Here is a 24,970-nt window from a genome sequence, read left to right on the forward strand (position 1 = left end):
ATGGCAGCTGTCCAAACCCGCTCCGAACGCGCGCTGAACCGGGTAGCGATCGCCGCCGTGCTGGTCATCACGCTGATCTTCCTGGCGCCGATCTACTGGATCACCTCGACGGCCTTCAAGCCGCGCAACCTTGCTACCACCATTCCGCCGACGGTGCTCTTCGAGCCGGAACTCTCGCCCTTCGTGAAGCTCTTCACCAAGCGCTCGCAATTGCGCGGGGCTCCAACTCCTGAAGAATATGCCGCCGCCCCCTGGTGGGAGCGGATGGTGTTTGACGGCGGCGAGAAGATCGTCCGCTCCGGCCGCGGCGAGGTGCAGCCATCCGGCTATCCGAACCGCTTCATGAACTCGCTGATCGTCGCCATCACCTCCACCGTTCTGGCCGTCGGCATGGGAACATTCACAGCCTACGGCTTTTCGCGCTTCAAAGTGAAGGGCGAGGCAGACCTTCTCTTCTTCATCCTGTCAACGCGCATGCTGCCGCCCGTCGTCGTGGCGATCCCGATGTTCCTCATGTACCGTGTCGTCGGCCTCAACGACACGCATTGGGGCCTGATCATCCTCTACACTGCCTTCAATCTTTCCTTTTCCGTCTGGCTGATGAAGGGCTTCATCGACGAGATCCCGAAGGAGTACGAGGAGGCCGCACTTGTGGACGGCTACACGCGGATGGAGGCCTTTTTCAAGATCGTCATCCCGGAAGCGGCGACAGGTATCGCCGCGACCGCCGTCTTTTGCTTCATCACGGCCTGGAACGAATATGCGTTTGCGCTGATCATGACGAACCGACGCGCGCAAACGGCTCCACCCTTTATTCCGAGCCAGGTCGGCTCGGGCCTGCCGGATTGGACGGTAATTGCGGCCGGCACGTTCCTGTTCCTGCTACCGGTCGCCATCTTCACCTTCCTGCTCAGGAACCATCTCCTGCGCGGCATGAGCTTTGGAGCGATCCGCAAATGACCTTCCGCGCCTTGAACCAGAAATATCTCGAACCGGCGTCGCAGTATCTGATGATCCTCGGCATCATCGCGCTCTGCCAGCCCTGGAACATGTTTCTGCATCGCTACGGCATGACGATGACGCTCGTCGGACTGATTGCCTTCATGGTGACGACCAAAATCCCCCGGGACGCGCAACCAGACGAAGGCAGCCATTCATGACACAAATCGAACTTCGCGGGATTCAGAAATATTTCGGTGCCGTCCAGGTCATCAAAGACCTTAATCTCGCCATCGCCGACAATGAATTCATTGTGCTGCTTGGACAATCGGGCTGCGGAAAAACGACGACATTGCGCGCCGTCGCGGGGCTGGAAACGATCGACGAAGGCGACATTCTGATCGACGGGCAGCCGGTGCAGCATATCAAGGCATCCGGCAGGGACATCGCCATGGTGTTCCAATCCTTCTCGCTCTATCCGCACATGACGGTCTACGAGAACATCGCCTTCCCGCTCCGCGCTACCCGGATGAGCCGTGCCGATGTCGATGCGTCGGTGCGCGAGATCGCCGCTGTGTTACGCATCACCGGTCTGCTGGCCCGCAAGCCTTCGGCTCTATCCGGCGGCGACATGCAGCGTGTCGCCATCGGCCGCGCGCTGGTGCGACGCCCAAAGGCCATGCTGATGGACGAGCCGATCGGTGCCCTCGACGCGAAGCTTCGCGAAGAGATGCGTGCGGAAATCAAGCGGCTGCATATCAAGCAGGGTTCAACCACCATCTACGTGACGCATGACCAGGTGGAGGCCATGTCGCTTGCCGACCGCATCGTCATCATGCACGAGGGCATCCTTCAGCAGGTCGGCACGCCGGAAGAGGTTTACGCGCAACCCGCCAACACGTTCGTCGCCCAGTTCGTCGGAAGCCCGGTCATGAACATGGCGTCGGCGACCGTAAGCGAAACGGGTGGCCATACCAGCGTGCAGGTCGGCGACGGGACGACAGGCTTCGAGTTCCCCGCCGTATTGGCCAACCGCCTCTCCGACGCGAGGGCCGAGAACGGCAAGTTGACACTCGGGGTCCGGCCTGAGGGCGTGCTCGTTTCACGGGAGGCCCGCGAGGGCTTCATGCCGGTCGAGGCGCATATCATCGAGCCTCTCGGCTCGCACGACATCGTGGACCTGAAGGTCGGTCAGCAGATGATCAGGGCACGCACCAAGAGCGGTTTCGTGCCTGGTCCCGGCGAAGCCGTCTGGGCACGCATCGACCCCACCCAGGCACATTTCTTCAACACCGCGACCGGCTCGTCGCTGGGGATCAGACTCTGATGGCGCATATCGAACTCAAGGGCATCACCAAGACCTTCGGCAACCACACGGCGCTGAAAAACCTGAACATCGACATTGCTGACGGCGAGTTCTTCGTGCTGCTCGGGCAGACCGGCGCCGGCAAGACGACGACGCTGCGCCTGATCGCCGGTCTCGAAAAGCCGACCGCGGGCCAGATCTTCATCGACGGGCAGGACGTCGCCGACTGGGGTGCCGCCGAGCGCGACGTGGCCCTGGTGCTCCAGCAATATTCGCTTTACCCGCGCTATACGGTGCGGGAGAACCTGGAATTTCCATTGAAATCCCGTATCCGTCGCGTTGAACCCGGAGAAATCAAGGAGCGCGTCGACCGCGTTGCGAAGACCCTGCGCATCGAGCATCTGCTCGACCGCAAGACGGACCGGCTATCGGGAGGCGAGATGCAGCGCGTATCGATCGGCCGGGCCATCGTGCGCAAACCGCGGGTCTTCTTGATGGACGAACCGCTTTCGGCGCTCGACGCGAAGCTTCGCGAAGCACTTCGCACCGAACTGAAAAACTTGCAGATGAACCTCGGCGCGACCTTCCTCTTCGTCACTCACGATCAGATAGAGGCCATGTCGATGGGCGACAAGATCGGCGTCCTGAACAATGGTCAACTGGTGCAGACGGGTACGCCGCAGGAGATCTACGGAAACCCGGTCAACACCTTCGTCGCGCGCGCGGTCGGCTCGCCGCCAATGAACCTGATCGCCGGCACGCTTGCCGGCGGCGAAGCAGTGGCGAGCGAGGGCTATCGGCTGCCCCTCGGCAACGGACACGGGATTGCGACAGACGGTCGCCCGCTCACCTTCGGCATCCGTCCCGAGGACATTTTTCTCGACAGTGGCGCGCCCGGCGAAGCACGGGTCCACGACGTGGAAAACCATGGCGTCGAAAAGATCGTGACGCTGCGTACCGGCGAGAAGTTCATCCACGCGACCGTGCCGACACAGACGGCGCTTCGGATCGAGGATGAGGTTCGCTTTTCGTGGAATCCGGAAAAGGTCGTGCTGTTTGACGCCGGAAGCGGTGTAAGCCTGCGGCACGCGGGCTGACCTGATCGGTCCGAAGGATGCCAGCGGTCTCGGCGGCACGGCAGGAGCAGCGAGCGTTTCGAGTTGTCGCGACGAGGCGCTATGCGGGAAAGCGCCGGCGGTAGTGTTCCACCACTTCGGGATTGCGCAAATTAACGGGCAAGTCGCCCTTGATGACGCGCAGGGCTTCGCTCGCCGCGCCCGTTCCCATGCGCATCATGCTCTCTTCCGTCAGACCAGCCAGATGCGGCGTGATGATGACGTTGTCAAAGCCGAAATAGGGATGGTCGAGCGGCAGCGGCTGCGTTGCGAAGACGTCGAGCGCGGCTCCGCCGATGCGACCATCGCGCAGCGCCTCGATCAACGCCGCACCATCGATCACCGGGCCGCGCGAGACGTTGACCAGAATGGCCGCGGGCTTCATGCGCCCGATGCGGCCGGCATCGAGCAGGCCGGTCGTCTCCGGTGTCAGCGGGCAGCAGAGCACCACGATGTCGGCCGTCGCCACAAGCTCATCAATCGTCAGGAAACGCGCGCCGTCCGGCACGCTTTCCGGCGACCGGCTGGTGGCGATCACCTCCAGGCCGAAACCGAATTTCGCGATCTGGAAGATCGCCTTGCCGACATTGCCCATGCCGACGATGCCCATGGTGCGGCCGGCGAGGTCGACGGCCGTATCCGATTGGGCGCGGCCCGCCGCCCAGCCGCTCTGACGCAGTTCGCGGTCCATCAGGCGGAAGCGCCGAAGCAGGGCCAGTGTCACGAGGAAGACGTGCTCAGCGACAGTCGAGGCATTGGCGCCCGGGACGTTGGCGACAAGCACGCCGGCCCGGGTCGCCGCATCCATCGGCACCATGTCGAGCCCGGCGCCATGGCGGATCGCCGCGCGAAGCGCCGGCGCATCCTCGAAGAAGGCCGGCGGGATCGGCGCTCGTATGACGAGGATGCCCGCGCCGCGGCCTTCTCGTAGCAATGTTTCGGGATCGGGCGCGGAAGCGACGCGCAGATCACCCGCAGCCTCGAGCATGGACCTGGCCACAGGGTGCAGGGGATGTGTGGAAAAGATGAAGCTCATCGGCCCTCCCCGCCGGTTACGCCTATCCGGCTGCCGTCGCTGGACCGCCGATGAGACCCTTCCAATAGCTTTCCGCACCTTGAAGATGCGCGCTCATCAGCGCCTGGGCGAGATTGCCGTCTCGGGCAAGCAGTGCCTCGTAGATGCGGATATGTTCCTCATGCGAGCGCCGGCTGCGGGCGGCGTCGGCAAAGTAGATCGGCAGGCGGTGCTCGCCCATCACGTAATAGACGCTGCACACCCGATGGAAGACGCTGTTCTTTGTGGCCCGGACGATCTCCAAATGGAAGTCCCGATCCTCGCGCGCCAGCCCCTCGCCGGCTGCAAGCTTCGCCTCGGACGCAGCGAGGATATCGCGCAATTGCTGGTAATTCTCCTCCGTCGCCCGATTGCAGGCGAGCTCCGCGGCCTTGATCTCATGGATCTTGCGAAGCTCCACGGTCTCGTAGATCAGGATAGGATCAAGCGGCACGCCGGCGCGGGCAAAAAGCGCCATGGCCTCCACGCTCGCCTCGGTCGTCGTCAGGTAAATACCCGACTTGGCCCGGCGCTCGACGATGCGCATTGCCTCCAGAATGGCCAGTGCCTCGCGAACCTGGCCCCGGCTGACGCCGAAATGCTCCGCAAGCTCTCGCTCCGATGGCGTACGGCCATTGCCGCTCGAGTTCGAGAAAAGATGTGCCGCGAGATCGGAGAGGAGGGAATTTTCTTTCATCGTCACTGTCTTTGCGCGTGAGTCTCCAGGACCCGCTGATTGATCGTGAAGCCCAGGCCGGGCCTGTCGGGGATCTCTACCATACCGTCCTTCACCGACACAGTGTCCTCGACGAGATCATGGATCATCGGATTGGCGCCGAGCGAATATTCGATGATGAAGCTTGCCGGGGAAGCCGCGCACAAATGCAGGCCGGAAAAGAAGCAGGGCGCACCGGCCCAAAGATGCGGTGCAAAACGGAGATTGAAGGCGCTGGCGAGCGAACTGATGCGCATCGCCTCCGTAATGCCGCCGCAGAAGGCGGGATCCGGCTGGAATATGTCGGCGGCTCGAAGCATGGCAAGATCGCGGAAGGCAAAACGTGTCGCCTCGCTCTCGCCGGCAGCGATCGGCACGTTCCCAGCCGCGCGCACCTCCGCCATGCCCGGCTTGTCATCTGCTATCACCGGCTCCTCGAACCAGGCAAGATCGCAATCGGCGACCATCTGGATGAAGCGCTTTGCCTCCGCAACAGTATAGGTGCCGTGCGCATCGACCATCAGGTCGACGTCGGGGCCGATCGCCTTGCGAGCCGCCCGCACGCGCGATGCCGAGACATGCAGCGCACGATCCATCGCACCGACGCGCATCTTGACTGACTTGAAACCACCGGCCGCGATATAGGACCGGAGCTGTTCGCCGATCCGGTCCACGCTCTCCCAACCGCCCGAAGCATAGGCGGGCAACCTGTCGGCCTTGCGCCCACCCAGCAGCTTCCAGACAGGGACGCCGAGCGACTTGCCGAGAATGTCCCAGAGCGCTATGTCGACCGCGCTGATCGCCGCGACGGAAAGACCGCGCCGCGCGATCTCGGGCATGGCGTGACCCGAATTCGCCGCCGTCTCGTGGCGGACGCCGTTATAGAGCATCTCCCATATGGTGGAGATGTCGGCAGGATCGCGCCCGATGAGCTTCGGTCCAATCTCGTGATTGATCATGTGTACCAGCGTGCCATAGGTGCCCGAACTGCCGGCGGCGTTCTTGCCCTCTCCCCAGCCGACGATGCCGTCGTCGGTTTCGATCCGTAGGATCGCACTATCGAAGGTCGTCAGTCGGCCGAAGTCGCTGCGGTGCTGACGGCTCGCCTCGATGGGAATTTTGATCCACCAGGCCTCTACGGTCTTGATGCGCATGTCTCGGATCCCCTGCCCCTCACGGCCCGCGAGCCGCAGGGCATATGTCTTTCCGTTCGTTACCTGATCAACGGCAGGATCGTCTCGGCAGTGATCCGCATCTGATCGTCGTAGAACTTCTCAGTGAGAAGGCTCGAACCGTGGTCCTGGATAAATTTCAGTTGCTCCGGGGGAATATCGACGGGATTGCGCTCGACCATGTCCGGATATTTTGAGGCCGGCGTGCGGTCGACCGGAGCGACGAATTCGTTGGTGACGGCGCCATCGTACCCGATCTCCTTCAGCGTGCCGATGATCTTCGGCCAGTCGAGCTGGCCGAGGCCGGCGGCAAAACGATTGTTATCGGCGACGTGGAAGTCGAACAGGCGCTTTCCAGCGAGCCGGATCGCTTCATACATGTCTTCCTCCTCGATGTTCAGGTGGAAGGCATCAAGGCAAACCCCGCATTCGGGGCTGACGGCATCGGCGAGCGCCAGCGCTTGGGCGGCACGGTTGAAGAAATAGGTCTCGAAACGATTGAGCGGCTCGACCGCAATGCGCACGCCCCTCTTCTGCGCATGGGCAAAACACTCCCTGGTGGCGTCCACCACCCATCTCCACTCTTCCTCCTCGGTGCCATCCGGCACCACCTTTCCGACGGTCGCCGGCACGAGGGTGACGATCTCGCCATCAAGCTCGCTGACCATGGTGATGACGCTCTTGACATAGTCCACCGACCTGGCGCGCTGGCCTTCATCCCTGGCGGCAAGATTTCTCTCGCCGAGCGTCAGCGTAACGGCGCCCCAGCAGCGGATGCCATGCTCTTTCAGGAGCGAACGCGTCTCGTTGACGTCGTACTGCGTCGGCTCGCCGGATATCTCGATGCTTTCGTAGCCATATTTCTTGATGCGCTTCAGCGTGACGGCGAGCGGTTCGGCCCGCATCCAGTTATGTGTCGAAAGATGCATGAGGTCCTCCCAGACAGTTGCAGCACGGTCCACCGCCAATCGGGCGGCAAAAGGTCATGTATGGTTGGCCACTCTCGCCACCTTCGGCAATCTGGTTTGGCCAATTCTCGTTATTTGAAAGCTCTAGCTCAATTCTTAACCCTCTGCAAGACGGGGCCAAAATGTCGATATTTCCTCATGCGCTCGATATTTAATACTGATTTTCTCGCTTAGGCCCGAATCCGGCACCCCAAGCATGTAATAAACTGGGTTGACCAGATTCGAAGATTTGGTATGACCAGATCTGGAAAAGTGATAGGACGTTTGAAACCATCGCGGAGTGGCCGCAGGCCAAGTGGAGGGGAGATGAAGATCGGCATGTGCATGTTCCTCTGGACGACAAGTGTCGGCCGGAAACACGAAGCGCTGTTACGCGATATCAAGGACACGGGGTTTGACGGTGTCGAGATCCCGATCTTTTCGGGCACACCCGACGACTACCATCGGCTGGCAGACATGCTTGACCGGATCGGCCTGGAACGGACCGCCGTTTCGGCCATGGGCGATCCGCAGATGAACCTGATCGCCGCCGACGCCGCGACCCGCAGGCGCGGCATCGACTACATGAAATGGGCCATCGACTGCAGCGATGCGCTCGGCGCGACGATGCTGAGCGGGCCGTTACATTCGACGCTCGGCAAATTTTCGGGAAGCGGGCCGAGCGCGGCCGAACTCAAGCGCTCGGTTTCCTCGCAGCGCGCGATCGGCGATCATGCAGCAAAGCATGGCATCACGATCGGGCTTGAGGCGCTGAACCGCTTCGAATGCTACCTGTTCAACACGTTGGACGATCTTGCGGCCCATATCGACGCGGTCGGACATCCGCATATCCGCGCCATGTACGACACGTTCCACAGCAATATCGAAGAAGCCGATCCCATCGGCGCGTTCACGCGAAACAGTGACCGCATCGTGCATGTCCACATTTCGGAGAACGACCGCGGCGTACCCGGTCGCGGCAACATTCCCTGGGCGGAGACGTTTGGGGCACTACGGGCGAGCGGCTATGACGGGTGGCTGACAATCGAGGCCTTCGGCCGGGCGCTCAAGGAGCTCGCCGCCGCGACTAAGGTCTGGCGCGACTTTTCCGAGACACCGGAATCGGTCTATCGTGAAGGCCACCGCCATATCCGCGATGGATGGCACGCGGCGGCATGAACCCAACCGATCCGTTTGAATTTCGAACCGGTCAAGCAGTTTCTTGCGGGCGTTTCGACGAGCGCGACCTCAGAGCTACGCCGGCAGCGCTTCCCGGAACAGCCGATGTGCTGTCGTCATCGAGTGCTTCCGGAGGCTATCTGCTGCCCGTCGTTGCCTTGGAAAACCCATCGATGGCGTCGAGCACAAGACGTTCACCGGCTCCCAGATCGACGTTCCATGTCCTTTGACCAAAACGGAGCTTCGCGACTGCAGCCCGAACTGCCGACAGCGTGACCATCGTCGGCATGCCGTTGCGCCAGTCAATATCCAGCAGCAGTCCACCGCGAACACGCAGACCGCGCACAGACCCCTCCTGCCACGCGTAAGGCAACGCCGGCAGGAGATGAATTTCCCTTGGAGACGACTGAACCAGCATCTCCAGTATGCCGGCCGCGCCACCGAAATTCCCATCGATCTGGAACGGAGGATGGGCGTCGAACATGTTGTTATAGGTCCGCTCGGGGGTGAGAAGAAGCTTCAGCACGTCAAAAGCATGATTGCCGTTTCGAAGCCGTGCCCACAGATTAATGCGCCAGCCGATCCCCCATCCCGTCGCATCGTCGCCGCGGATTTCGAGGGAGCGGCGGGCGGCGGCGGCGAGCTCCGGCGTGTCCTCCATATTGATCTGCCAGCTCGGATAGAGACCGTAGAGATGCGAGACATGGCGGTGATGGATTTCGGGCGCCTGCATATCCCAATCTTCCAGCCATTCTTGCAACTGGCCGGCAGAGCCGATCCTGTCGGGCGGAATGCGAAGCAGGACGCGATCGACATCGGCGACGAGATCATCTTCGCCGCCCATGGAGGCTGCAAGGGGACGAAGCAGGCCCAGAAAGTCCCGGATGAGCTGGCGGTCCATTGCCGGACCGGCGCAGATCGAAGCGTCGTGCGGATGGACGTTTTCGGGAGACAGAGAAGGGTTTGTCACCAGATAGTCCGTACCTGGAAGCGGGACGAGGACATCGAAGAGGAATTGCGCGGCCCCTTTCGCAACAGGAAACAGCCTACGCCGCATCGCTTCCGGGTCATCGAGGTAGTCGCACAGATCAAGCAGGTGTGCCATCAGCCAGGCGCCGCCTGTCGGCCAGAGGCCCCATTTGGCGCCGTCGATCGGTCCCGTGGCTCGCCAAAGGTCGGTATTATGGTGCATCACCCAACCGCGGGCGCGATAGTGCCTGTGGGCGACCACGCTGCCCGTTTCGGCAAGCTCTTCCACCATCGCGACAAGCGGCTGAATACACTCGGGCAGATTGGCGGGCGCCGGCAGCCAATAGTTCATTTGGAGATTGATGTTGGCGGTATATTTGCTTCCCCAGGGCGGATCGGTTTCTGCGTTCCAGATGCCTTGGAGATTGGCGGGCTGGGTACCGGGACGCGACGAAGCAATCATCAGATAGCGGCCGAACTGCACATAAAGCGCAGCCAATGCGGGATCCTTGCCGCTGGCGAAGTCAGCGATGCGGCGATCGGTCGGCAGGGATGCCGCCGCGGTCGAGCCGAGATCGATGGCGAAGGCGCGGAATAATCTTTGATGTTCTTTGACATGATCGTGACGAATCGGCGCGAAACCACGATTATGGGCCTGCTCAAGCCTCGCGGTGATGTCAGCACCGGGATTCCCGGACACGTCGTCGTACCGCTTGAAGCTTGTTGCGGCATCGAGGAGGAGCAGTACTTCGTCGGCTGCTTCGACCGACAGTGCTTTGGCCGACCTGCCGACCACTCCGCCGCTGTTGATGAGCCTAATGCCGAAGGCGAAGTGCAGAGCGGCGGTAATGCCGGACTCCGGTTTTCCGGTCCCGGAAAAAATCAATGAACCCTCGCTGCCACTCGCCTCCCCCTGCTGCGGGCTGTTCAGCCATATCCGGCAATTGATCGTAGCCTTCCGGTCGGCCGAGAGCCGCAGAACCAGCACGCCGTCGACCGGTGATATGAAGGCTTCGCGCAAAAAGGCGACGCCGTCCGCAACATAGGAGACGGTCGCCGTCGCGGTGTCGAGATCGAGCGCGCGGCGATAGTGCGAGACGCCTTCGGCGTGAGCAAATTCAATGTGGAGATCGCCGATCGGCTGGTAGGACATCTGCTTGATCGGCTGGGCCATCAGGTGTCTTTCGGCCATCGCCTCCGCTTCCGCGTAACCGCCGTCGAAGACCAGCTGCCGCACCGATTCCAGATATCTGAAAGCATCCGGATTGACCGGCCGATAAGGGCCGCCGGCCCAGAAGGTGGATTCGTTGATCTGCAGCCGCTCGGAAAGCGGGTCGCCGAAAACCATGGCCCCGAGCCGACCATTGCCGAGCGGCAGTGCATCCGTCCACAGCCGGGCCGGAGCATCGTACCAGAGAAGATCGTCTGCCATCGTCACTCCGCCGGAATGCCGTTTGCTCGCCGGGCTTGGCGAATGCGCTGGCCGTCTGCGCCGAAGAGAAGCGCTCTGCTTGCAGGAAAACCGGCTGTGACGGCGTCTCCGGGGCGACGGGCCGTCTCGGAGCGATCCTCCACGATCACCGGTTGTCCCGAATTCGCCGTGCCGTAGATGAAGCGGGTTCCGCCGAGGTTCTCAACCACATCAACCTTAAGATCGATCGCGCCACCGACGTCGTCGCGTCCGACGAAATGTTCCGGCCGAATACCGAGTTTGACCGGAATGTCGCCCGCCGCATGCACGGGGCCCGGTCTGAAGACCGCGCCGCATTCGAGCCTGACTAGGCCATCAGCTCCGAGCGTCCCATCCAGGAAATTCATCCGCGGCGAGCCTATGAAACCGGCAACGAAGAGATTGTCCGGATCCGCATAGAGCGTGTCCGGAGTGCCTATCTGCTCGATCTTGCCCGCTCGCATCACGACAATCTTGTCGGCAAGCGTCATCGCTTCCGTCTGATCGTGGGTGACATAGATCATCGTTGCGCCGATGCGGCGGTGCAGCTTGGCAATCTCCACGCGCATGGAGACCCTGAGCTCTGCGTCGAGGTTCGACAACGGCTCATCGAACAGGAAGACGGCCGGGTTGCGCACGATCGCGCGGCCAATAGCGACACGCTGGCGCTGGCCGCCGGAAAGTTGCGCGGGCTTGCGCTTCATCAGCGGCTCGATCTGTAGCGTCGTTACGGCGGCAGCGACACTACGCTCGATCTCGGCCTTGCCCATGCCAGCCATACGTAGCGAGAAGCCGATATTCTGCTCGACGGTCATGTGCGGATAGAGGGCGTAGTTCTGGAAGACCATGGCAACACCGCGCTCGATCGGGTCAGCGTCGTTCATGCGCCGGCCGTCGATCTGCAGTTCTCCTGCGGTGATCTTTTCGAGACCCGCGATCATCCGCAGCAAGGTGGATTTCCCGCAGCCGGAGGGACCGACGAAGACCGTGAAGGAGCCGTCCTCGATGCTCAGATTGAGGTTGGCGATCGCCTGGAAGCTTCCGTAGGACTTGTTTATATGCTGCAATTCTACGCTGGCCAAAGCTTCCTCCCTTTAATCCCTTGGCGGACAGACGCGTCAGTTGATCCGTCGCGTCGAGCCTCGCAGGATGATGTCGCATTCGAGAATGACGTTGCGCGTCGCGTCGCCAGACGGTTCTGTCAGGCGTTCCACGAGGATGTCTGTGATCGTTTCGGCAATGCTTGCCACCGGCTGGGCAACGGCGGTGATGCCGGCTTCATAGAGGCGGAAGATGGCCACGTCGTCGAAGCTTGCAAGCGAAATATCCTCGGGCACATGCCGGCCGTTTTCCTTGAGCCAGCTGAGCGCCCCGACTGCCATGCCGTAATTGGCGGAAAAGATTGCGGTCGGCGGGGTTTGGAGTGACATCAGTCGCTTGGTGGCCTCGTAACCTCCGTCCATGCGCCAGTTGCCGCGCGCAGCAAGGGCCGGATCGATTGTTATACCTCTGTCGCTCAGCGCCTGCTCGTAACCAGCAAGCCGCTCTATACCCGAAGAGTTGCGCGGGTCGCCGGTCAGGATGCCGATGCGGCTATGGCCGAGGTCGATCAGGTGGCTGACGATGCGATGGCTTGCGCGCTGGTTCTCGACCATCACCCGGTCGGCGGCCAGGCCGCGGACGTCATTGTTGTAGAAGATAATCGGGATATCGTGCTTGATCAGGTCGTCGACGCGATCATAGACCTCTGCGGTACCATCCATGACCAGCGCATCGACGCGCTGCGCCGCGAAGAAATCCAGCGCCTCGGCAACCACGCGAGGGTCTCCGCCGTGGCAGTAGGTCAAAAGTGCACGTCCGGTCTGGCGCACCGAATGGGCAAGGTGCTCCAGCATGCGCGCGTGGAATTCGTCGAAAGTCGGCACCAGGAAGCCGATCATATGAGTGAGGTCGGTGCGGATCGAGGCGGCAGCGGCATTGCGCCGATAGCCGAGATCCTGGATCGCCCGCTCGATCTGCTCACGATTTGACCGCCGAATGGTCTGGCCGTTAATATATCGGGACACGGTACCGACGGCGACGTTTGCCACTCTGGCAACATCGATAATCGTGGCTCCCCGCTTCCTTCCGGCCGTTTGGTCCGTCTGTCGCATCTCGAGTGGGCTCCTGCACGCATTTAGGGGAAACGGTGCCTGGCCAGGCACTTTTCCGTCGTATAGCCCAGCGCTCCGCTGCCCACCAGTAGCGCCGGTAGCAAGTGCAACGTCCAACGGTCCCACCACTTGCACCTGCATCAGCCGCCTTCGAAGACGACGGCGCTGTGGATGCGCAGGCGCGGTAGCGTGATGCTGATGGCCCCGTCGTCGCCGGCATTCCACGCCACATCCTCGCCCGTCATCGCGTCAAAGACACGCTTCGGCATTGCGGGAAGCCGGACGGTGGCCTTGACAGGGCCGATCGCCGGAATGTCCTCGATCATCTCCATGATACGGGTCGAGCCGTCATCGCCGCGCACGTCCTTGCCCCGGATTTGCGGTGGGCCGTAAAGCAGGTGCAGGATATGGCGGTCGTGCTCGATTTGGCGCGTCAGCGTTGCCCGGCCGGAAGAGGGCAGGTCGGTGACCATGGCCGGATTGGGAACGAGACGGTCGAGGAGCCCGCGAACGACATATTTGTAGAGCGGTTGACCCATCGCCCGATAGAGCCGGAAGATGGGATAGGCGATATAGGCAGCACCCTTGTTCACGGTCACGGCCGCACCGAGCATGTCGGCATCCGGATCGTCTGGTGCGTGCTGGTGCGAGCAGAAATGCTTATAGGAGCGGTTGAAGTAGGAGGGGAAAATCCCTGCCAATACCGTTGCACCGACGGAGCGAACCGTTTCGGCCTCCTCATAAAAGACAAAGGCCGTTTCCGGCATGGAGGGATCGAGATCCTTGCCGGCCTTCACATAGCTCGGCCTGAAAGCGACGGGGGCGGGCCCTCTTTCAATACCGAAGTCAATTGCAAATCTGCCGTCTTCGTCGAGGCCCGAATGCCAGGAGGCGATGATCCTGCCGCCGCCGGCGAGGTAAGACCTCAGACGCGCGGCGAGCGCCGCGTCAACCGGGATCTCGTCAGGGAGGATCAGCAACCGATATTGCTCGAAGCGGCCGGATAGATCGAGAACGTCGAACGGACGTTTCAGCTCCTGCAGCACCTGGGCCGCGCCATCATCGCTCGGATGGTTGCGTGCACCTGAAGGGTTCATGTGTTCGGCCGAGAGGATGGCGATTTCGGAGACCTGCTTTGCGCCCTCGAGGAAGGGTTCGAGCTTCTCGACGCGATTGTAGGCCGGAGCAATCGAGGCATAGGTATCGGGGTTGATGGCCCCGTTCGGATGAAGCTGATCGCCGACCAGGCATTTGGAACCGAGCGCAATCATCTGGGCGCATTCATATTCCAGCGCATCCGGATGCTTGAAACCGCCGAACTCGCCCCAGGAGGTGTGGAACTTGCCCGTATGGGCAAGGAAATCCATGCCGAGGGTTGCCGCATAACGGGCGCTGGATGGGAAGTGATCGTAGCCCCAACCGCCGGTCGGCAGACTTTCGAGTTCGAGGTGAGAATAGGTCGCGAAACGCTCCGGCCCGTGCTTGTGGATATGACCGCAATTGTAGAACACCCTGAGATTGGGGAATTCTTCGAACAGCGCCTCGCTGGTTTCGCGGCGAAACTGCTCATTGACGGCTTCGTCGTTTTTCAGGCGGTCTGCCGGATTTTCCGGGTCGAGGCCATTGCACTGCATGCGCTCGATGCAGGCCGGGCAGACGCAATCAGGCGTCAGAATGATATCGAAGAAGAGCCCCTGTGTCGGATAGCTTTCAGCGACTTCCCGTGCCTGATCGAGAATATAGTGCCGCAGGCCCGCATGGTTGAGGCAAAGCGTATGCCAGGCGGGGCTGAGCTGCTTGCCTGCCGATGGATCGGCAGGACGATCATGATGGTAGCGGTTCGAGGCGCTCATGGCGCGCCATTCCGGGTGCTCTCGCGCGGTCAGTTCGTCCCACTGCACGGAGATATAGATCGGGCTGTCGATATCGGCGGCAGCAAGCGCTTCCACCATGTCCCCGAGCAGATCCGGGCGGGCAAGCTGCGGATGCGGCTTGCCGACCTTGGTTGGATAGTAGGACCAGCCATGATGGCACTTGGCGAAGATGGTGATGGAATCGACGTGCGCCGCCTTCAGCGTCGAGACGAAGGCGTCCGGATCGAAATCTGCGCCAATACCGGGAATATGTTCGGAGGTATGGAAATCGAGATGGATCTGGCGATAACGCAGTGGCTTATTGGTGATCTTGGGCATGGTCCTATTCCTTTGCGCCGGCGCGTGTCTGCGATCCGGCGGCGAACTGACGTTGGAAGACAAGGAAAACGAGCAGGGGAACGATAGTGGTGATGATGGCGGCCACCGATCTCAGATCCCAGTTGATTTCGTAACTGCCTGAAATACGGGCGAGCAGCACGGGAAGAGGTACGTTGTTGCGCAGAAAAAGCATCGGCAGCAGCAGGGCATTCCATGTCCAGAGGAACTGCAGGATGCCAACGGCAAAGATTGGTGACAGGCTGTTCGGCAGCACGACGTGGCGGAAGGTCGCAAGCGGTCCGCAGCCATCGATCTTGGCGGCTTCGATGAGTTCACGCGGAAAATCTTCGAAGAAGTTTTTGACGAGGAAGATCGACCAGGCGAAGGACATCCCGACATAGGGAATGAGCACGGAAAGAATGTTGTCGATCAGCCCGAGATCGCGCCAAAGCGTGAAAAGCGGGATGATGACGACCTGCTGCGGCAGCACGAAGGCATTGATGATGATGATCAGCAGCACGCGGCGCAGGGGGAACGTCAGGAAGTGGAAAGCATATGCCGCAGCCGGCGTCAGCAGCATCGTCAAAGAGGTTGCAATGCCCGCCGTCTTCATCGTCGCCCACATGGACTCTGCGAGGGGATATTTGTCCCAGACGCGGCGCCAGGCACTCAACGTCAAGTCAAAATGATCGAAGCGCCACCAGCCAAGCGAAACGCCTTCCGGTGGACGCAGCGATGTAACGACAATACCGATGATCGGGACGATCCAGATGAAGGCGACGATGCCGACGACGACGATAATCCAGCGGGGAGCCTTGCCAATCATTTTGCACCGGCCGTTCGCTGGACGATCGCGGGAATCGAGACAATGAGCACGGCAAGCAGCAAGATCACGGTTGCGGCCGCGCCGTAGCCCAATTTGAACTGGGTCATTGATTCCCGGTACATGAAATAGCCGACTGTTTCGGTGGCGCGCACTGGCCCGCCGCCGGTGAGGATATAGATGATGTCAAAGGCGCGTAGCGCACCCAGAAGATTGATGAAGACCGCGACACGCACACCCGGCATCGACAGCGGCATCATGATATGGCGCATCGTCGAGAACGGCTTGGCGCCATCCATATAGGCTGCTTCGAGCACGGATTTCGGGATTGCCTGGATGGCGGCGAAGATCAGCATCAGCGGCAGGCCGACGCCGCTCCAGGACGCGGCAATGATCAGCGCCCAGAGCGCCGTACTAGCGTCACCGAGCCATGCATGCGCAAAGCCGGAAAACCCGACAAGCTGGATCAGCGAATTGAGCAGACCGCCGGCATCCGGTCTATAAATGCCAATCCACATGTAACCGGAAACTGCTTCCGAAATGCCGAAGGCGGCAAAGATCATCACCCGGAATGGAAGCGTCTGTTGCGGCGCGAATGCGCACAGCATTGCCAGAATCCAGCCGATCGCCACCGAAATCACCGTCGTGCCGATGGTGAAGATCAGCGTCGTCAGCAGCGTGTTGCGAAAGGCAGCGTCCGAAAACAGCCGCGCATAATTGCCGAAGCCGATAAAGGCCGGCTTTCTGAGCCCCTGGATATCCCAGAAGCTCAGCCTGATCGTCTCGGCCAGCGGATAGACCACGGCGATCGCAAACAGCAGGATGACCGGTGCAATCAGGATAAGCGCAGCGGGCGTGTCCCTGAGCAGACGCCGGCGATCTTCGATGCCAGCCGCCAGCGCAGAACCCTGCATCACGCCCGCCGCTTCCTGCACCGAGGAGGCGGAAGTACCAGCCATTAGTAGGAACCCTGGGCCTTGGTTTCGATGGAGCCAAGAACCGTGTCGATATTGGCCTCAGACGGATCCTGCAGGAATTTCTGCAACTGAACGCGATATTCGTCGACGAGATCGCCAGGTAACAGGTCGCCCAGCACGAATTGCAACTTCGAACTGGCGACCGCGGCCGTTGCCGTCTTCTGCGCCGCTCCATAAAGAGCGCTGTCGACCTGGCTGCTCGGCGATGCATAGCCGTTCTTGACAAGCAGATTGGCAGCCTCCGCACTTGTCCAGTAGTCGAGGAAAGCGTCCGCCGCCTTCGGATTGGCGCCGTTGCTCGTCACCAGGAACTCTTTGGCATCGACGCTCGATGTGTCGTCGTGGCCCATGCCAAGCGATGGGAATTGGAAAAGGTCGTAATCGGTGCCCTCGACGAGCTTGTAGTCATTCTTGGCGCGGTTGTTCATCCACATGCCGATCAGAAGATAGTTCTTCGCATTGGCCTGGAAAATCTGATCGGCCTCGCCGTCCCAGTCATTGGCGAGCATTGTATTGGTCGCGCCGCAGCAGCCTGCCGACAGCATCTCGGCATATTTGCTGAGCGCCGTCTTCACCGCCGGATCCGTCCACGGAATTTCGTGAGCCGCAAGCTTTGCAGCCGTCTCGACGCCTGCGGTTCTCAGAAGCAGGTTTTCAAACCATTCGGCATGCGCCCAGTATTTGCCGGGAATTGCAACCGGCGCCGCATAACCTGCCTTGGTCAGCTTGCTAAACGTCGACAGGAACTCATCCCACGTCTTCGGCGGCGCCGTGATCCCCGCCTTGGCCAGATGCTCCTTCTTGTACCAGATGCCGGAACGGTCGCCGAATGTGTAGGTCAGCCCGTAGGCCGCACCATCGATCGAACCCAGATCCTTCCACGACTGACTGATGAGCTTGTCCCAGCCGAAGCTCTTCCACTGATCGTCGATCGGCCGCAGCATGCCGGCATCCGACAGTTCCTTGCGAAAGGCGGGCCAGGTGTTGATCAGAACGTCGACCACTTCACCTCCCAGCAGCGCGGTACGGATGCCGCCACGCATATCGCCCTGCCCGGTGATGTTGACCTCGCGGATCCTCACGTTGGGATATTTCTTCAGAAACCCGTTCTGAATCGTCTTCATCATCTCAGCCTCGGAACCACCGATCCAGTTGAGAACGACAAGCTCGCCACTCACGGCATCCTGCGCCCGGGTGCGGCCGGCCAACGCCGCCAATGCGACACTTCCTGCCCCGGCGAGCAGAGTGCGGCGATGGATTTGAGGCATAAATCTGCTGCTGCTGGTCATCTCACGTCCTCCCAAACGATGACTTCTGCCCTCCGGCATGCAATTTAATTGAAACGTTATCATCTAATTTGTATGAGGCAAGTGCTTTCTGCCTTGCGTCGAAATGGGGGGCGACACCTCCGCCCCCCATGAGGACTTCGCCGCGATATCATCCCTGACAGGAAATCCCATATCCGCGCGGGAATGCGCCCCGTTGCCGCACCGGTCCCGGCGAACTCATAAATCGTCAAGAAGTGGTGCCAACATCGTAGGTCGGCACTTCGCTGGCAGTGGACGCCAAGTCGCGCTGCCCGCGATGCGACTTATGCCGATTAGCGTCAGGCGCTCATTAGGCAGACGCCAAAGATTCGATCGCGCCGCGGCGAGCGGCAGCCTTACAGAGCCAAAACCCACTTGGTTTTCAACCTACCATCTTTCGCAAACGACGAGTGACTATTGCCGCGAGGTATCGAACCTACGGCCCTCAAATTCACAAGGGTTGACGGTTAGTCCTCGTTTCTATTCGATTCTGAGTTTCGGCATCGAACAGGTTGATGCTTTGCGCATCGACGCTAAAGCGAACCTTATCGCTTCTCCGACCCTGGAAACGCACTTCGGCTCTTGCCACGATCGCGTGGCCGCCAACCATAGCGGTGACCATCGTGTCCGGACCAGTTGGCTCCACTACGTCTATCACTCCGTGGATTGCGGCATCATCGTTCTCGACGACCTTAAGCTCTTCCGGTCTTACCCCAAGGACGCAGTCCCGGGGTTTGACTGCGTTATCTGGGATACTGACAGGAACTATCACGCCACCGCTCTCAAACCGGGAACCGCCGTCATCCGACATCAATTTGCCCCTGATGAAGTTCATCGCGGGAGATCCGATAAAGCCGGCGACGAACATGTTCGCAGGCCGTTCGTAGATGGTTCTGGGATCGGCAAGCTGCTGGACATAGCCACCTTTCATCACGGCAACTTTGGTCGCCAGCGTCATCGCCTCGATCTGATCGTGGGTCACGTAGACGATGGTCGTGCCGAGGCGTTCGTGCAGCCTCTTTATCTCGGTCCTCATCTCTACGCGCAACTTCGCATCCAGGTTTGAGAGCGGTTCGTCGAAGAGAAACAGGTCGGGACTCCGGACAATTGCGCGCCCCATGGCAACGCGCTGCCTTTGGCCTCCTGAGAGATTTGCTGGAAGCCGATCCAGAAGATGTTCGATCTGCAACATCTCCGCGGCCTTTTGAATCTCCGCCCTGCGTTGTTGCTCCGGGACACCCCGCATCTCAAGGCCAAAACCGATGTTGCGAGCAACCGACATTGTCGGATAGAGCGCGTAAGACTGGAAAACCATTGCAATATTCCGGTCCTTCGGCGGAAGCGCTGTGACCGATCGATCCCCGATCGCAATATCACCAGACGACGGCTCATCAAGTCCTGCAATGATATTGAGCAAAGTCGACTTGCCGCATCCTGACGGTCCAAGGAGCACGAGAAAGCCACCATCCTCGAGGTCGACGTCTATTCCGTGCAGCACCTTGAGTGCGCCATATGACTTTTGAATATCCCTGATGGACAAGCTCGACATGATCGTCTCCTAACCCTTGACCGCGCCTGCGGTGAGGCCCTGAACCATCGCTCGCTGGACGATCGCAAAGAGAATGACGACTGGCAGAATGCTCAGTATGCCGCCCGCAGCAAGAACGCCCCATGGCAATTGAAACTCGCCGACCATCAGTTGCAGACCGACCGGCCAGGTCCTCGACCCCTGTCCGGTCGTCAGCATCAGCGCGAAAATGAACTCGTTCCAGGCGGCGATCGCGATAAACACCGCGCTTGCAACGAGCCCGTTGCGCGCCAGGGGCAAGACGATGCGCACCATGGCGCCCAATCTGGTGGACCCATCGATGCGGGCGGCGCTTTCCAGCTCTTTCGGGGCTGCGTCGAAGAAGCCTTTAAGCATCCAGACGAACAGCGGCAGCAGGAAGCTGGTATAGGCAAGGGCCAAGCCGAAGCGGCTGTCGACGAGGCCAACGGTCCGCATCATCACAAAGAGCGGAATGATCACCATGACGGCCGGGAACATCCGTACCAGGAGGTAGCTGAGCATCAGTCGGTCGCGGCCCCTGAACGATAGCCGCGAGAATGCATAGGCTGCAAGCGTTCCAGTCAGGACGCAGATAGCCACCGTAATCGTCGTCACCACCAGGCTGTTTGTGATCAGCACCGGAAAATTCGACTGCGTCCAGATTGCGCGGTAGTTCTGAAAGGTGATTGTGCGAGGGATGTACTGCATCTGGGAGGTCACGATGTCGGCTTCATTTTTCAAGGACGTCAAAAACATCCAGACGATCGGTCCGAGGCAGAAAATCGCCATCGTGAAGAGTATGGCATAGGTCAGGATATCGGCCATGAGGCGGCGACCGCGACTAGTTTTCAACATTGTCATTCTTTCGAGATCCGCGTGAACCTGATGTAGAGCGTCGCGAACACCATGAGGATGGCGAACATGACGACCGAGAGCGCCCCGGCATACCCGAAGTTGAATTCGCGATAGGCGGTTTGGAAGGCGTAGAGCGACAGCACCTGTGTGGCGTTGCCCGGGCCCCCACCTGTCAGAACGAGCAGCAGATCGGGTGAGTTCACAAGGCTGATCACGCGCAGGATAACGGCCGCGGTGATCACCGTTTTCAGCATTGGCACGGTGATCAGCCGGAATTGCCGGACCGGCCCTGCGCCGTCGACTGCCGCGGCTTTGTAAAGATCCTCGGGGATGCCTTTGAGACCGGCCAGAAACAGCAGCGCGAAGAACGGAAACCCGTGCCACGCTTCGACCAGAATAGTCGCGGCCAAAGCTGTGGCCGGATCGGCGAACCATGCCTTGTAGGTGCTCAACACGCCGCTACGCACCAGCAGATCGTTGATGACACCCAGACGGGGATCGAGCAAAAGCGCCCACATGTGTCCTGCGACAACGTTTGGCAAAAAGTAGGGAAGCAGGATCAAGACACCAAATAGCTTCGTGCCTGGAACATTGCGGTTCAGCGCGACCGCAGCAACGAAGCCAAGTGTTACTTCTATCGCGATGGCTGCGGTCACCCAGATCGCCGTGTTCTGCAACGATATCCAAAACACGCGATCCGACATCATGGCGACGTAGTGCTTTGCCCCGACCCAGCCGTTGAGGCCCGGTCGGGTGAGACGCATTTCACGTACGCTGATGACGAAGCCATAAAGGGTCGGATAGGCGACCACCAGCAAAAGCAGGAACAGGCTCGGAAACAGCAGGACGTAGACCCAGTAGCGTGTTTCGGACAGGTCGCCGAGACGGGTAAGTGGACCACGGTGCAAGGCTTGCTTCATGTTTTCGCGGCGACTTGCCGTCCTCTCGCACGCGACGACTTCTCGTCGCGTCGGCTTCACTACCGGAGCGCGGCTTCCAGACCTTCGATCATACGGTCGACGGCCTGCTCAGGTGTGAGTTGACCTGTCAGAACGGATTGGAACGTTGGATTGACGACATTTTCCGACCAGCCCGCGGCGCCAACGAAACTGTTCGGCAAACGACCGAAGTCGAGCGTCTGCGAAGCGGCCTGGTAGATGGGATTGGACTTGATCCGCTCATCATCAAGTGCTGCCGTTGATGCCGGGAAATAACCTGTCGCTTCCAACAAGGCTATCGCCGCATCCTTTTCTCCCCAGAAGCTGATCCAGTCCCAGGCAGCATCGACATTGTCGTCCTTCATGATGCCGTTACCGGCATAGGCAACACGCGCAATATGTGCCTTCGGTCCCGCAGGCATTGGAGCGGTTGCGAACTGCTCTCCTGATTTCAAGGCGGCCGAAATTTCGATCAGCGATCCGGTATGGTGCCAGACCATCGCTGTCTGGCCGGTTCGGAACCCCTCCATGATCTGCCGATAGCTGTCGTTCGGCGCACTTGGAGGGACAACTTTCTCTTTCAGAAACAGACTTGAGTAGAAGGTGATCGCCTCTACCGCCGCACCCTTGTCGATGGCCGCCTGACCGTCCTTCACAATGGGCGAGCCGAAGGCTTCCATGACGTCGATGACGTATTTGAACGCCCCGGCGCCTCCGCGCATGCCGAACGCGTAGCGCCCCTTTGCCGGGTCGGTGAGCTTCCTGCAAGCGGCGACAAACTCGTCGAAATTCTTTGGGGGGCCTGAAAGGCCAGCTTCTTCGAAATAGTCTTTCCGGTAGTACATCCAGTCGACGAAAGCATAGGCCGGAACCGCGTAAATCGCGCCGTCCTGAGACATGCCAGTCCACCGGTTCTCCGGCAGATTGGCTTTTCCCTTCCATCCTTTCACCCGTTCGGTGATGTCGGTCAACGCTCCCATCGCCGTCAGATCGGCAAAACGTTCCGCGATAACCATTCCGGTATCTGGCCGCCCGCCGGCCACGACCGCCGACGAAACCTTGGCCATATATTCCGAATTCGGAATGCTCTCCTGGGTGACCGTGACGCCTGGATGAGACTTTCCAAACAGCTCGATGATTTTCACCAGGCCCGCCATTTCCGACTGGCTGGCGAAGTGATGCCAATAGTTGATCGCGGTGGCAGCACTTGCGGAGCGGACGCCGCTGGCAAGCGCTAGCGCTGCTGTCGCAACGAGGAATTCGCGTTTGGTAATCTGCATCTCTTTATCCTCCCAGATATCAGAATAGCGATCTGATCGATCAGTGGGAGATAGCAGCCTTTTGCTTATACGGCAACAGCTGAGTTGACCGAGAGATATCCTGAGATCAAGCCAGGCCGAGGTTGCGATTTATCGCCGCCTGGAAATGGGCTTGAAGCGCTTTCTCGGCCGCGTCGGCGTTTCTCGAAGAGCATGCTTCAAGGATTTCCAGATGCTCCTTCAGCGTTCGAATAAGCATGGGAGGCGTCACCTTGCGCTCCAATCGCAGCAAACGCAGATAGTTGTGCATGCGCCGGTATGCGGTGTCGATGAGCGGATTGCGCAAAGCCGCGATGATTTGACCGTGAAGATCGAGCTCGAGAAGATCCATTTCAGCGAGATGGTCAGGCGTCAGACCATCCTTCTCCAGCTTCCGCAAAAGCCTAGAATGCCGGACTTCCAGCCTGTTCATCAAGTCCTCGTCGGCTTCCTCGGCAAACACGCGAACGGCCGAGCGTTCAACGATCGAGCGGAACTGGTACGTCGAGCGCGTCAGCTCAAGGCCGGGCCGCACGAACTGGATGCCGGAGCGAGGATGGATGGTCAAAATGCCTTCGGCTTCGAGCATGCGCAACGCATCGCGAAGCGGCGCAACCGGAACGCTGACAATCTCGGACAGCTCGCTCTGGGAGATAAATGCGCCAACAGGGACCGTTCGCTCAAACAGGCTTTCGAGGATGCGATCATAGGCGAGATCGCTGAGCCGGGGGGCAGCCACCTCGGGGTCAGTTGCTTTCGCTTTGCGCACTTGCGATTTTTTCATCCGTCCGATAATACCTCTGATAGATCAGTCATCAATATAAAGCGATCAGAGAGCACGTTCATGCCCCTATCCGAATTTCGTATAACCCGATTTCAGTTCGCCCGCGACAGAGTAATTGGTGACAGTCAAGTCCGCGCAGATGACGTCAACGTGGCCGCTCTTGAGCTTATTGGCGAAACGGGAAACGTTGGGCTCGGCTTCATTCAAACGCTCTTTCATCCTCTCCCGGATCAGACGGAGATCGAAGCGGTGTTCAAGCACGAAGTCTGGCCGGCGATTGTTGGGCACGAAGCGATCGGGCTGGTCCATCGTGTCAGTCGCCCGCGAGGCGGCAATCAGCGCGCTTTCTCGCTGCCGTTTCACGAGGCCCTTCAGGTCGCATTGTGGGACCTTGCCGCCAAGGAAGCCGGTTTGCCCCTACACAAGCTGCTGGGAAGCCGACGTGACCGGGTCCGTGCTTACGCCAGCGGTCTTGATTTCCATCTAGGCGATGACGCTTTCTGCGCGCTGTTCTCGCACGCCGCCGGTCTTGGCTATGAGGCATTCAAGATCAAGGTTGGCCATCCTGACTTCAAGCGGGACATGCGCCGGCTCAACCTGCTCAAAGAGGTCGTCCCCGCTGGGTCGCAAATTATGATCGACCCAAACGAAGCCTGGAATTCCAAGGAGGCGCTGGTCAAGTTGACAGCGATCCGCAATGCGGGCCACGACCTGTTGTGGGTAGAGGATCCGATTCTTCGCCATGACTTTGAGGGCCTGCGTACGCTCCGTCACGCCGTGAACTGGACGCAGATCAACAGCGGCGAGTATCTCGACGCAAATGGAAAGCGTCTCCTGATGGAGAACTTCGGAACCGACCTGCTCAATGTTCATGGCCAGGTGACGGATGTCATGCGGATCGGCTGGCTCGCAGCTGAACTCGGCATCCCGGTCAGCCTCGGCAACACTTTCCTGGAAGTCGGCGTCCACATGGCTGTCGCACTTCCGGAGGTCGAGTGGCTCGAGTATTCATTCCAGAATTTCGATCATCTCGTAGAGCAGCCAATAGAAATCCGCGATGGTTTCGCCCATGCGCCGACCCGCCCGGGACATGGCCTCGTTTTGAGCGAGGCAGCCCGGCAAGACTGGGCCCGTCCAAAGCGGCTGGATCGATCAGCCCTTGGACCGGCGCCTGTCAATCCGAGACTTCCAACCCTCCCTTAAAGGTTGGCGGGCGCAGCGATGTCGCCTGCGTCTGCACAAGTGGGT

At 60.2% G+C, this 24,970-nt stretch carries 22 protein-coding genes; 6 read left to right on the forward strand and 16 right to left on the reverse strand.

Annotated elements, in window-relative coordinates; genetic code table 11:
* Genes A6U98_RS11695 through A6U98_RS11710 form a run of 4 tightly spaced genes read left to right on the forward strand, consistent with a single transcriptional unit; the run spans position 1 to position 3,342 of the window.
* On the forward strand, positions 1–960 hold the full coding sequence (locus A6U98_RS11695) for a carbohydrate ABC transporter permease (RefSeq protein WP_003549729.1): 960 nt from the start codon (positions 1–3) through the stop codon (positions 958–960).
* Positions 957–1,160 (forward strand): hypothetical protein, encoded by a 204-nt coding sequence (locus tag A6U98_RS11700; RefSeq protein ID WP_064649920.1) that lies wholly within the window; start codon positions 957–959, stop codon positions 1,158–1,160. The genes A6U98_RS11695 and A6U98_RS11700 overlap by 4 nt, the downstream gene beginning before the upstream one ends.
* Positions 1,157–2,266: an ABC transporter ATP-binding protein gene (locus A6U98_RS11705; RefSeq protein ID WP_064649921.1), complete on the forward strand. Its 1,110-nt coding sequence runs from the start codon at positions 1,157–1,159 to the stop codon at positions 2,264–2,266. The genes A6U98_RS11700 and A6U98_RS11705 overlap by 4 nt, the downstream gene beginning before the upstream one ends.
* Positions 2,266–3,342: an ABC transporter ATP-binding protein gene (locus tag A6U98_RS11710; RefSeq protein WP_003549715.1), complete on the forward strand. Its 1,077-nt coding sequence runs from the start codon at positions 2,266–2,268 to the stop codon at positions 3,340–3,342. Before A6U98_RS11705 ends, A6U98_RS11710 begins: the two co-directional genes overlap by 1 nt.
* Before the next feature lie 79 nt (positions 3,343–3,421).
* Here the strand turns inward: A6U98_RS11710 and A6U98_RS11715 are convergent, their stop codons facing one another.
* From A6U98_RS11715 to A6U98_RS11730, 4 genes are read right to left on the reverse strand one after another with little or no spacing between them, the layout of a single operon-like run.
* The gene (locus tag A6U98_RS11715; protein WP_064649922.1) at positions 3,422–4,396 is read right to left on the reverse strand and encodes an NAD(P)-dependent oxidoreductase; all 975 of its coding nucleotides are present in this window, start codon (positions 4,394–4,396) and stop codon (positions 3,422–3,424) included.
* Positions 4,397–4,418: 22 nt separating this feature from the next.
* On the reverse strand, positions 4,419–5,111 hold the full coding sequence (locus A6U98_RS11720; protein ID WP_138332479.1) for a FadR/GntR family transcriptional regulator: 693 nt from the start codon (positions 5,109–5,111) through the stop codon (positions 4,419–4,421).
* Between the two features lie 2 nt (positions 5,112–5,113).
* On the reverse strand, positions 5,114–6,283 hold the full coding sequence (locus A6U98_RS11725) for a mandelate racemase/muconate lactonizing enzyme family protein (RefSeq protein ID WP_064649924.1): 1,170 nt from the start codon (positions 6,281–6,283) through the stop codon (positions 5,114–5,116).
* Between the two features lie 59 nt (positions 6,284–6,342).
* Positions 6,343–7,230 (reverse strand): sugar phosphate isomerase/epimerase, encoded by an 888-nt coding sequence (locus A6U98_RS11730; protein WP_064649925.1) that lies wholly within the window; start codon positions 7,228–7,230, stop codon positions 6,343–6,345.
* Positions 7,231–7,575: 345 nt separating this feature from the next.
* On the opposite strand from A6U98_RS11730, the gene A6U98_RS11735 reads away from it, so the two are divergent.
* Positions 7,576–8,427, forward strand: a complete 852-nt coding sequence (locus A6U98_RS11735) for a sugar phosphate isomerase/epimerase (protein WP_064649926.1) — start codon at positions 7,576–7,578, stop codon at positions 8,425–8,427.
* 136 nt (positions 8,428–8,563) lie between these two features.
* Here the strand turns inward: A6U98_RS11735 and A6U98_RS11740 are convergent, their stop codons facing one another.
* From A6U98_RS11740 to A6U98_RS11795, 12 genes are all read right to left on the reverse strand, one after another.
* Positions 8,564–10,828 (reverse strand): glycoside hydrolase family 95 protein, encoded by a 2,265-nt coding sequence (locus A6U98_RS11740; RefSeq protein ID WP_064649927.1) that lies wholly within the window; start codon positions 10,826–10,828, stop codon positions 8,564–8,566.
* Between the two features lie 2 nt (positions 10,829–10,830).
* A complete protein-coding gene (gene ugpC, locus A6U98_RS11745; RefSeq protein WP_064649928.1) occupies positions 10,831–11,928 on the reverse strand; it encodes a sn-glycerol-3-phosphate ABC transporter ATP-binding protein UgpC in 1,098 nt (365 codons plus the stop codon).
* Positions 11,929–11,964: 36 nt separating this feature from the next.
* Complete coding sequence (locus tag A6U98_RS11750; protein ID WP_064649929.1) at positions 11,965–12,999, reverse strand: LacI family DNA-binding transcriptional regulator; 1,035 nt, start codon at positions 12,997–12,999, stop codon at positions 11,965–11,967.
* 140 nt (positions 13,000–13,139) lie between these two features.
* Positions 13,140–15,191, reverse strand: a complete 2,052-nt coding sequence (locus A6U98_RS11755) for an alpha-L-fucosidase (RefSeq protein WP_064649930.1) — start codon at positions 15,189–15,191, stop codon at positions 13,140–13,142.
* Between the two features lie 4 nt (positions 15,192–15,195).
* Positions 15,196–16,017: a carbohydrate ABC transporter permease gene (locus tag A6U98_RS11760; RefSeq protein ID WP_064649931.1), complete on the reverse strand. Its 822-nt coding sequence runs from the start codon at positions 16,015–16,017 to the stop codon at positions 15,196–15,198.
* Positions 16,014–16,973, reverse strand: coding sequence for a sugar ABC transporter permease (locus A6U98_RS11765; protein WP_064649932.1), 960 nt, complete (start codon positions 16,971–16,973; stop codon positions 16,014–16,016). The genes A6U98_RS11760 and A6U98_RS11765 overlap by 4 nt, the downstream gene beginning before the upstream one ends.
* Complete coding sequence (locus A6U98_RS11770) at positions 16,973–18,280, reverse strand: extracellular solute-binding protein (protein ID WP_064649933.1); 1,308 nt, start codon at positions 18,278–18,280, stop codon at positions 16,973–16,975. Before A6U98_RS11770 ends, A6U98_RS11765 begins: the two co-directional genes overlap by 1 nt.
* 469 nt (positions 18,281–18,749) lie before the next feature.
* A complete protein-coding gene (gene ugpC / locus A6U98_RS11775) occupies positions 18,750–19,847 on the reverse strand; it encodes a sn-glycerol-3-phosphate ABC transporter ATP-binding protein UgpC (RefSeq protein ID WP_064649934.1) in 1,098 nt (365 codons plus the stop codon).
* Positions 19,848–19,856: 9 nt separating this feature from the next.
* A complete protein-coding gene (locus A6U98_RS11780; RefSeq protein WP_064649935.1) occupies positions 19,857–20,702 on the reverse strand; it encodes a carbohydrate ABC transporter permease in 846 nt (281 codons plus the stop codon).
* A gap of 2 nt (positions 20,703–20,704) precedes the next feature.
* A complete protein-coding gene (locus A6U98_RS11785; protein ID WP_064649936.1) occupies positions 20,705–21,622 on the reverse strand; it encodes a sugar ABC transporter permease in 918 nt (305 codons plus the stop codon).
* Between the two features lie 59 nt (positions 21,623–21,681).
* Positions 21,682–22,920: a sugar ABC transporter substrate-binding protein gene (locus tag A6U98_RS11790; RefSeq protein ID WP_064649937.1), complete on the reverse strand. Its 1,239-nt coding sequence runs from the start codon at positions 22,918–22,920 to the stop codon at positions 21,682–21,684.
* Between the two features lie 106 nt (positions 22,921–23,026).
* The gene (locus tag A6U98_RS11795; protein WP_064649938.1) at positions 23,027–23,722 is read right to left on the reverse strand and encodes a GntR family transcriptional regulator; all 696 of its coding nucleotides are present in this window, start codon (positions 23,720–23,722) and stop codon (positions 23,027–23,029) included.
* A 60-nt stretch (positions 23,723–23,782) separates the two neighbouring features.
* On the opposite strand from A6U98_RS11795, the gene A6U98_RS11800 reads away from it, so the two are divergent.
* Positions 23,783–24,925 (forward strand): mandelate racemase/muconate lactonizing enzyme family protein, encoded by a 1,143-nt coding sequence (locus tag A6U98_RS11800; RefSeq protein WP_064649939.1) that lies wholly within the window; start codon positions 23,783–23,785, stop codon positions 24,923–24,925.
* Positions 24,926–24,970 lie beyond the last annotated feature (45 nt).

This window comes from Rhizobium sp. WYCCWR10014 (assembly GCF_001657485.1).
Classification (GTDB): Bacteria; Pseudomonadota; Alphaproteobacteria; order Rhizobiales; family Rhizobiaceae; genus Rhizobium.

What these genes read in the sequence shown, in the direction of transcription:
- A6U98_RS11695 (WP_003549729.1), top strand. Translation starts at nt 1, where the DNA reads ATGGCAGCTGTCCAAACCCGCTCCGAACGCGCGCTGAACCGGGTAGCG.
- A6U98_RS11700 (WP_064649920.1), top strand. Translation starts at nt 957, where the DNA reads ATGACCTTCCGCGCCTTGAACCAGAAATATCTCGAACCGGCGTCGCAG.
- A6U98_RS11705 (WP_064649921.1), top strand. Translation starts at nt 1,157, where the DNA reads ATGACACAAATCGAACTTCGCGGGATTCAGAAATATTTCGGTGCCGTC.
- A6U98_RS11710 (WP_003549715.1), top strand. Translation starts at nt 2,266, where the DNA reads ATGGCGCATATCGAACTCAAGGGCATCACCAAGACCTTCGGCAACCAC.
- A6U98_RS11715 (WP_064649922.1), bottom strand. Translation starts at nt 4,396, where the DNA reads ATGAGCTTCATCTTTTCCACACATCCCCTGCACCCTGTGGCCAGGTCC.
- A6U98_RS11720 (WP_138332479.1), bottom strand. Translation starts at nt 5,111, where the DNA reads ATGAAAGAAAATTCCCTCCTCTCCGATCTCGCGGCACATCTTTTCTCG.
- A6U98_RS11725 (WP_064649924.1), bottom strand. Translation starts at nt 6,283, where the DNA reads ATGCGCATCAAGACCGTAGAGGCCTGGTGGATCAAAATTCCCATCGAG.
- A6U98_RS11730 (WP_064649925.1), bottom strand. Translation starts at nt 7,230, where the DNA reads ATGCATCTTTCGACACATAACTGGATGCGGGCCGAACCGCTCGCCGTC.
- A6U98_RS11735 (WP_064649926.1), top strand. Translation starts at nt 7,576, where the DNA reads ATGAAGATCGGCATGTGCATGTTCCTCTGGACGACAAGTGTCGGCCGG.
- A6U98_RS11740 (WP_064649927.1), bottom strand. Translation starts at nt 10,828, where the DNA reads ATGGCAGACGATCTTCTCTGGTACGATGCTCCGGCCCGGCTGTGGACG.
- A6U98_RS11750 (WP_064649929.1), bottom strand. Translation starts at nt 12,999, where the DNA reads ATGCGACAGACGGACCAAACGGCCGGAAGGAAGCGGGGAGCCACGATT.
- A6U98_RS11755 (WP_064649930.1), bottom strand. Translation starts at nt 15,191, where the DNA reads ATGCCCAAGATCACCAATAAGCCACTGCGTTATCGCCAGATCCATCTC.
- A6U98_RS11760 (WP_064649931.1), bottom strand. Translation starts at nt 16,017, where the DNA reads ATGATTGGCAAGGCTCCCCGCTGGATTATCGTCGTCGTCGGCATCGTC.
- A6U98_RS11765 (WP_064649932.1), bottom strand. Translation starts at nt 16,973, where the DNA reads ATGGCTGGTACTTCCGCCTCCTCGGTGCAGGAAGCGGCGGGCGTGATG.
- A6U98_RS11770 (WP_064649933.1), bottom strand. Translation starts at nt 18,280, where the DNA reads ATGACCAGCAGCAGCAGATTTATGCCTCAAATCCATCGCCGCACTCTG.
- ugpC (WP_064649934.1), bottom strand. Translation starts at nt 19,847, where the DNA reads ATGTCGAGCTTGTCCATCAGGGATATTCAAAAGTCATATGGCGCACTC.
- A6U98_RS11780 (WP_064649935.1), bottom strand. Translation starts at nt 20,702, where the DNA reads ATGTTGAAAACTAGTCGCGGTCGCCGCCTCATGGCCGATATCCTGACC.
- A6U98_RS11785 (WP_064649936.1), bottom strand. Translation starts at nt 21,622, where the DNA reads ATGAAGCAAGCCTTGCACCGTGGTCCACTTACCCGTCTCGGCGACCTG.
- A6U98_RS11790 (WP_064649937.1), bottom strand. Translation starts at nt 22,920, where the DNA reads ATGCAGATTACCAAACGCGAATTCCTCGTTGCGACAGCAGCGCTAGCG.
- A6U98_RS11795 (WP_064649938.1), bottom strand. Translation starts at nt 23,722, where the DNA reads ATGAAAAAATCGCAAGTGCGCAAAGCGAAAGCAACTGACCCCGAGGTG.
- A6U98_RS11800 (WP_064649939.1), top strand. Translation starts at nt 23,783, where the DNA reads ATGCCCCTATCCGAATTTCGTATAACCCGATTTCAGTTCGCCCGCGAC.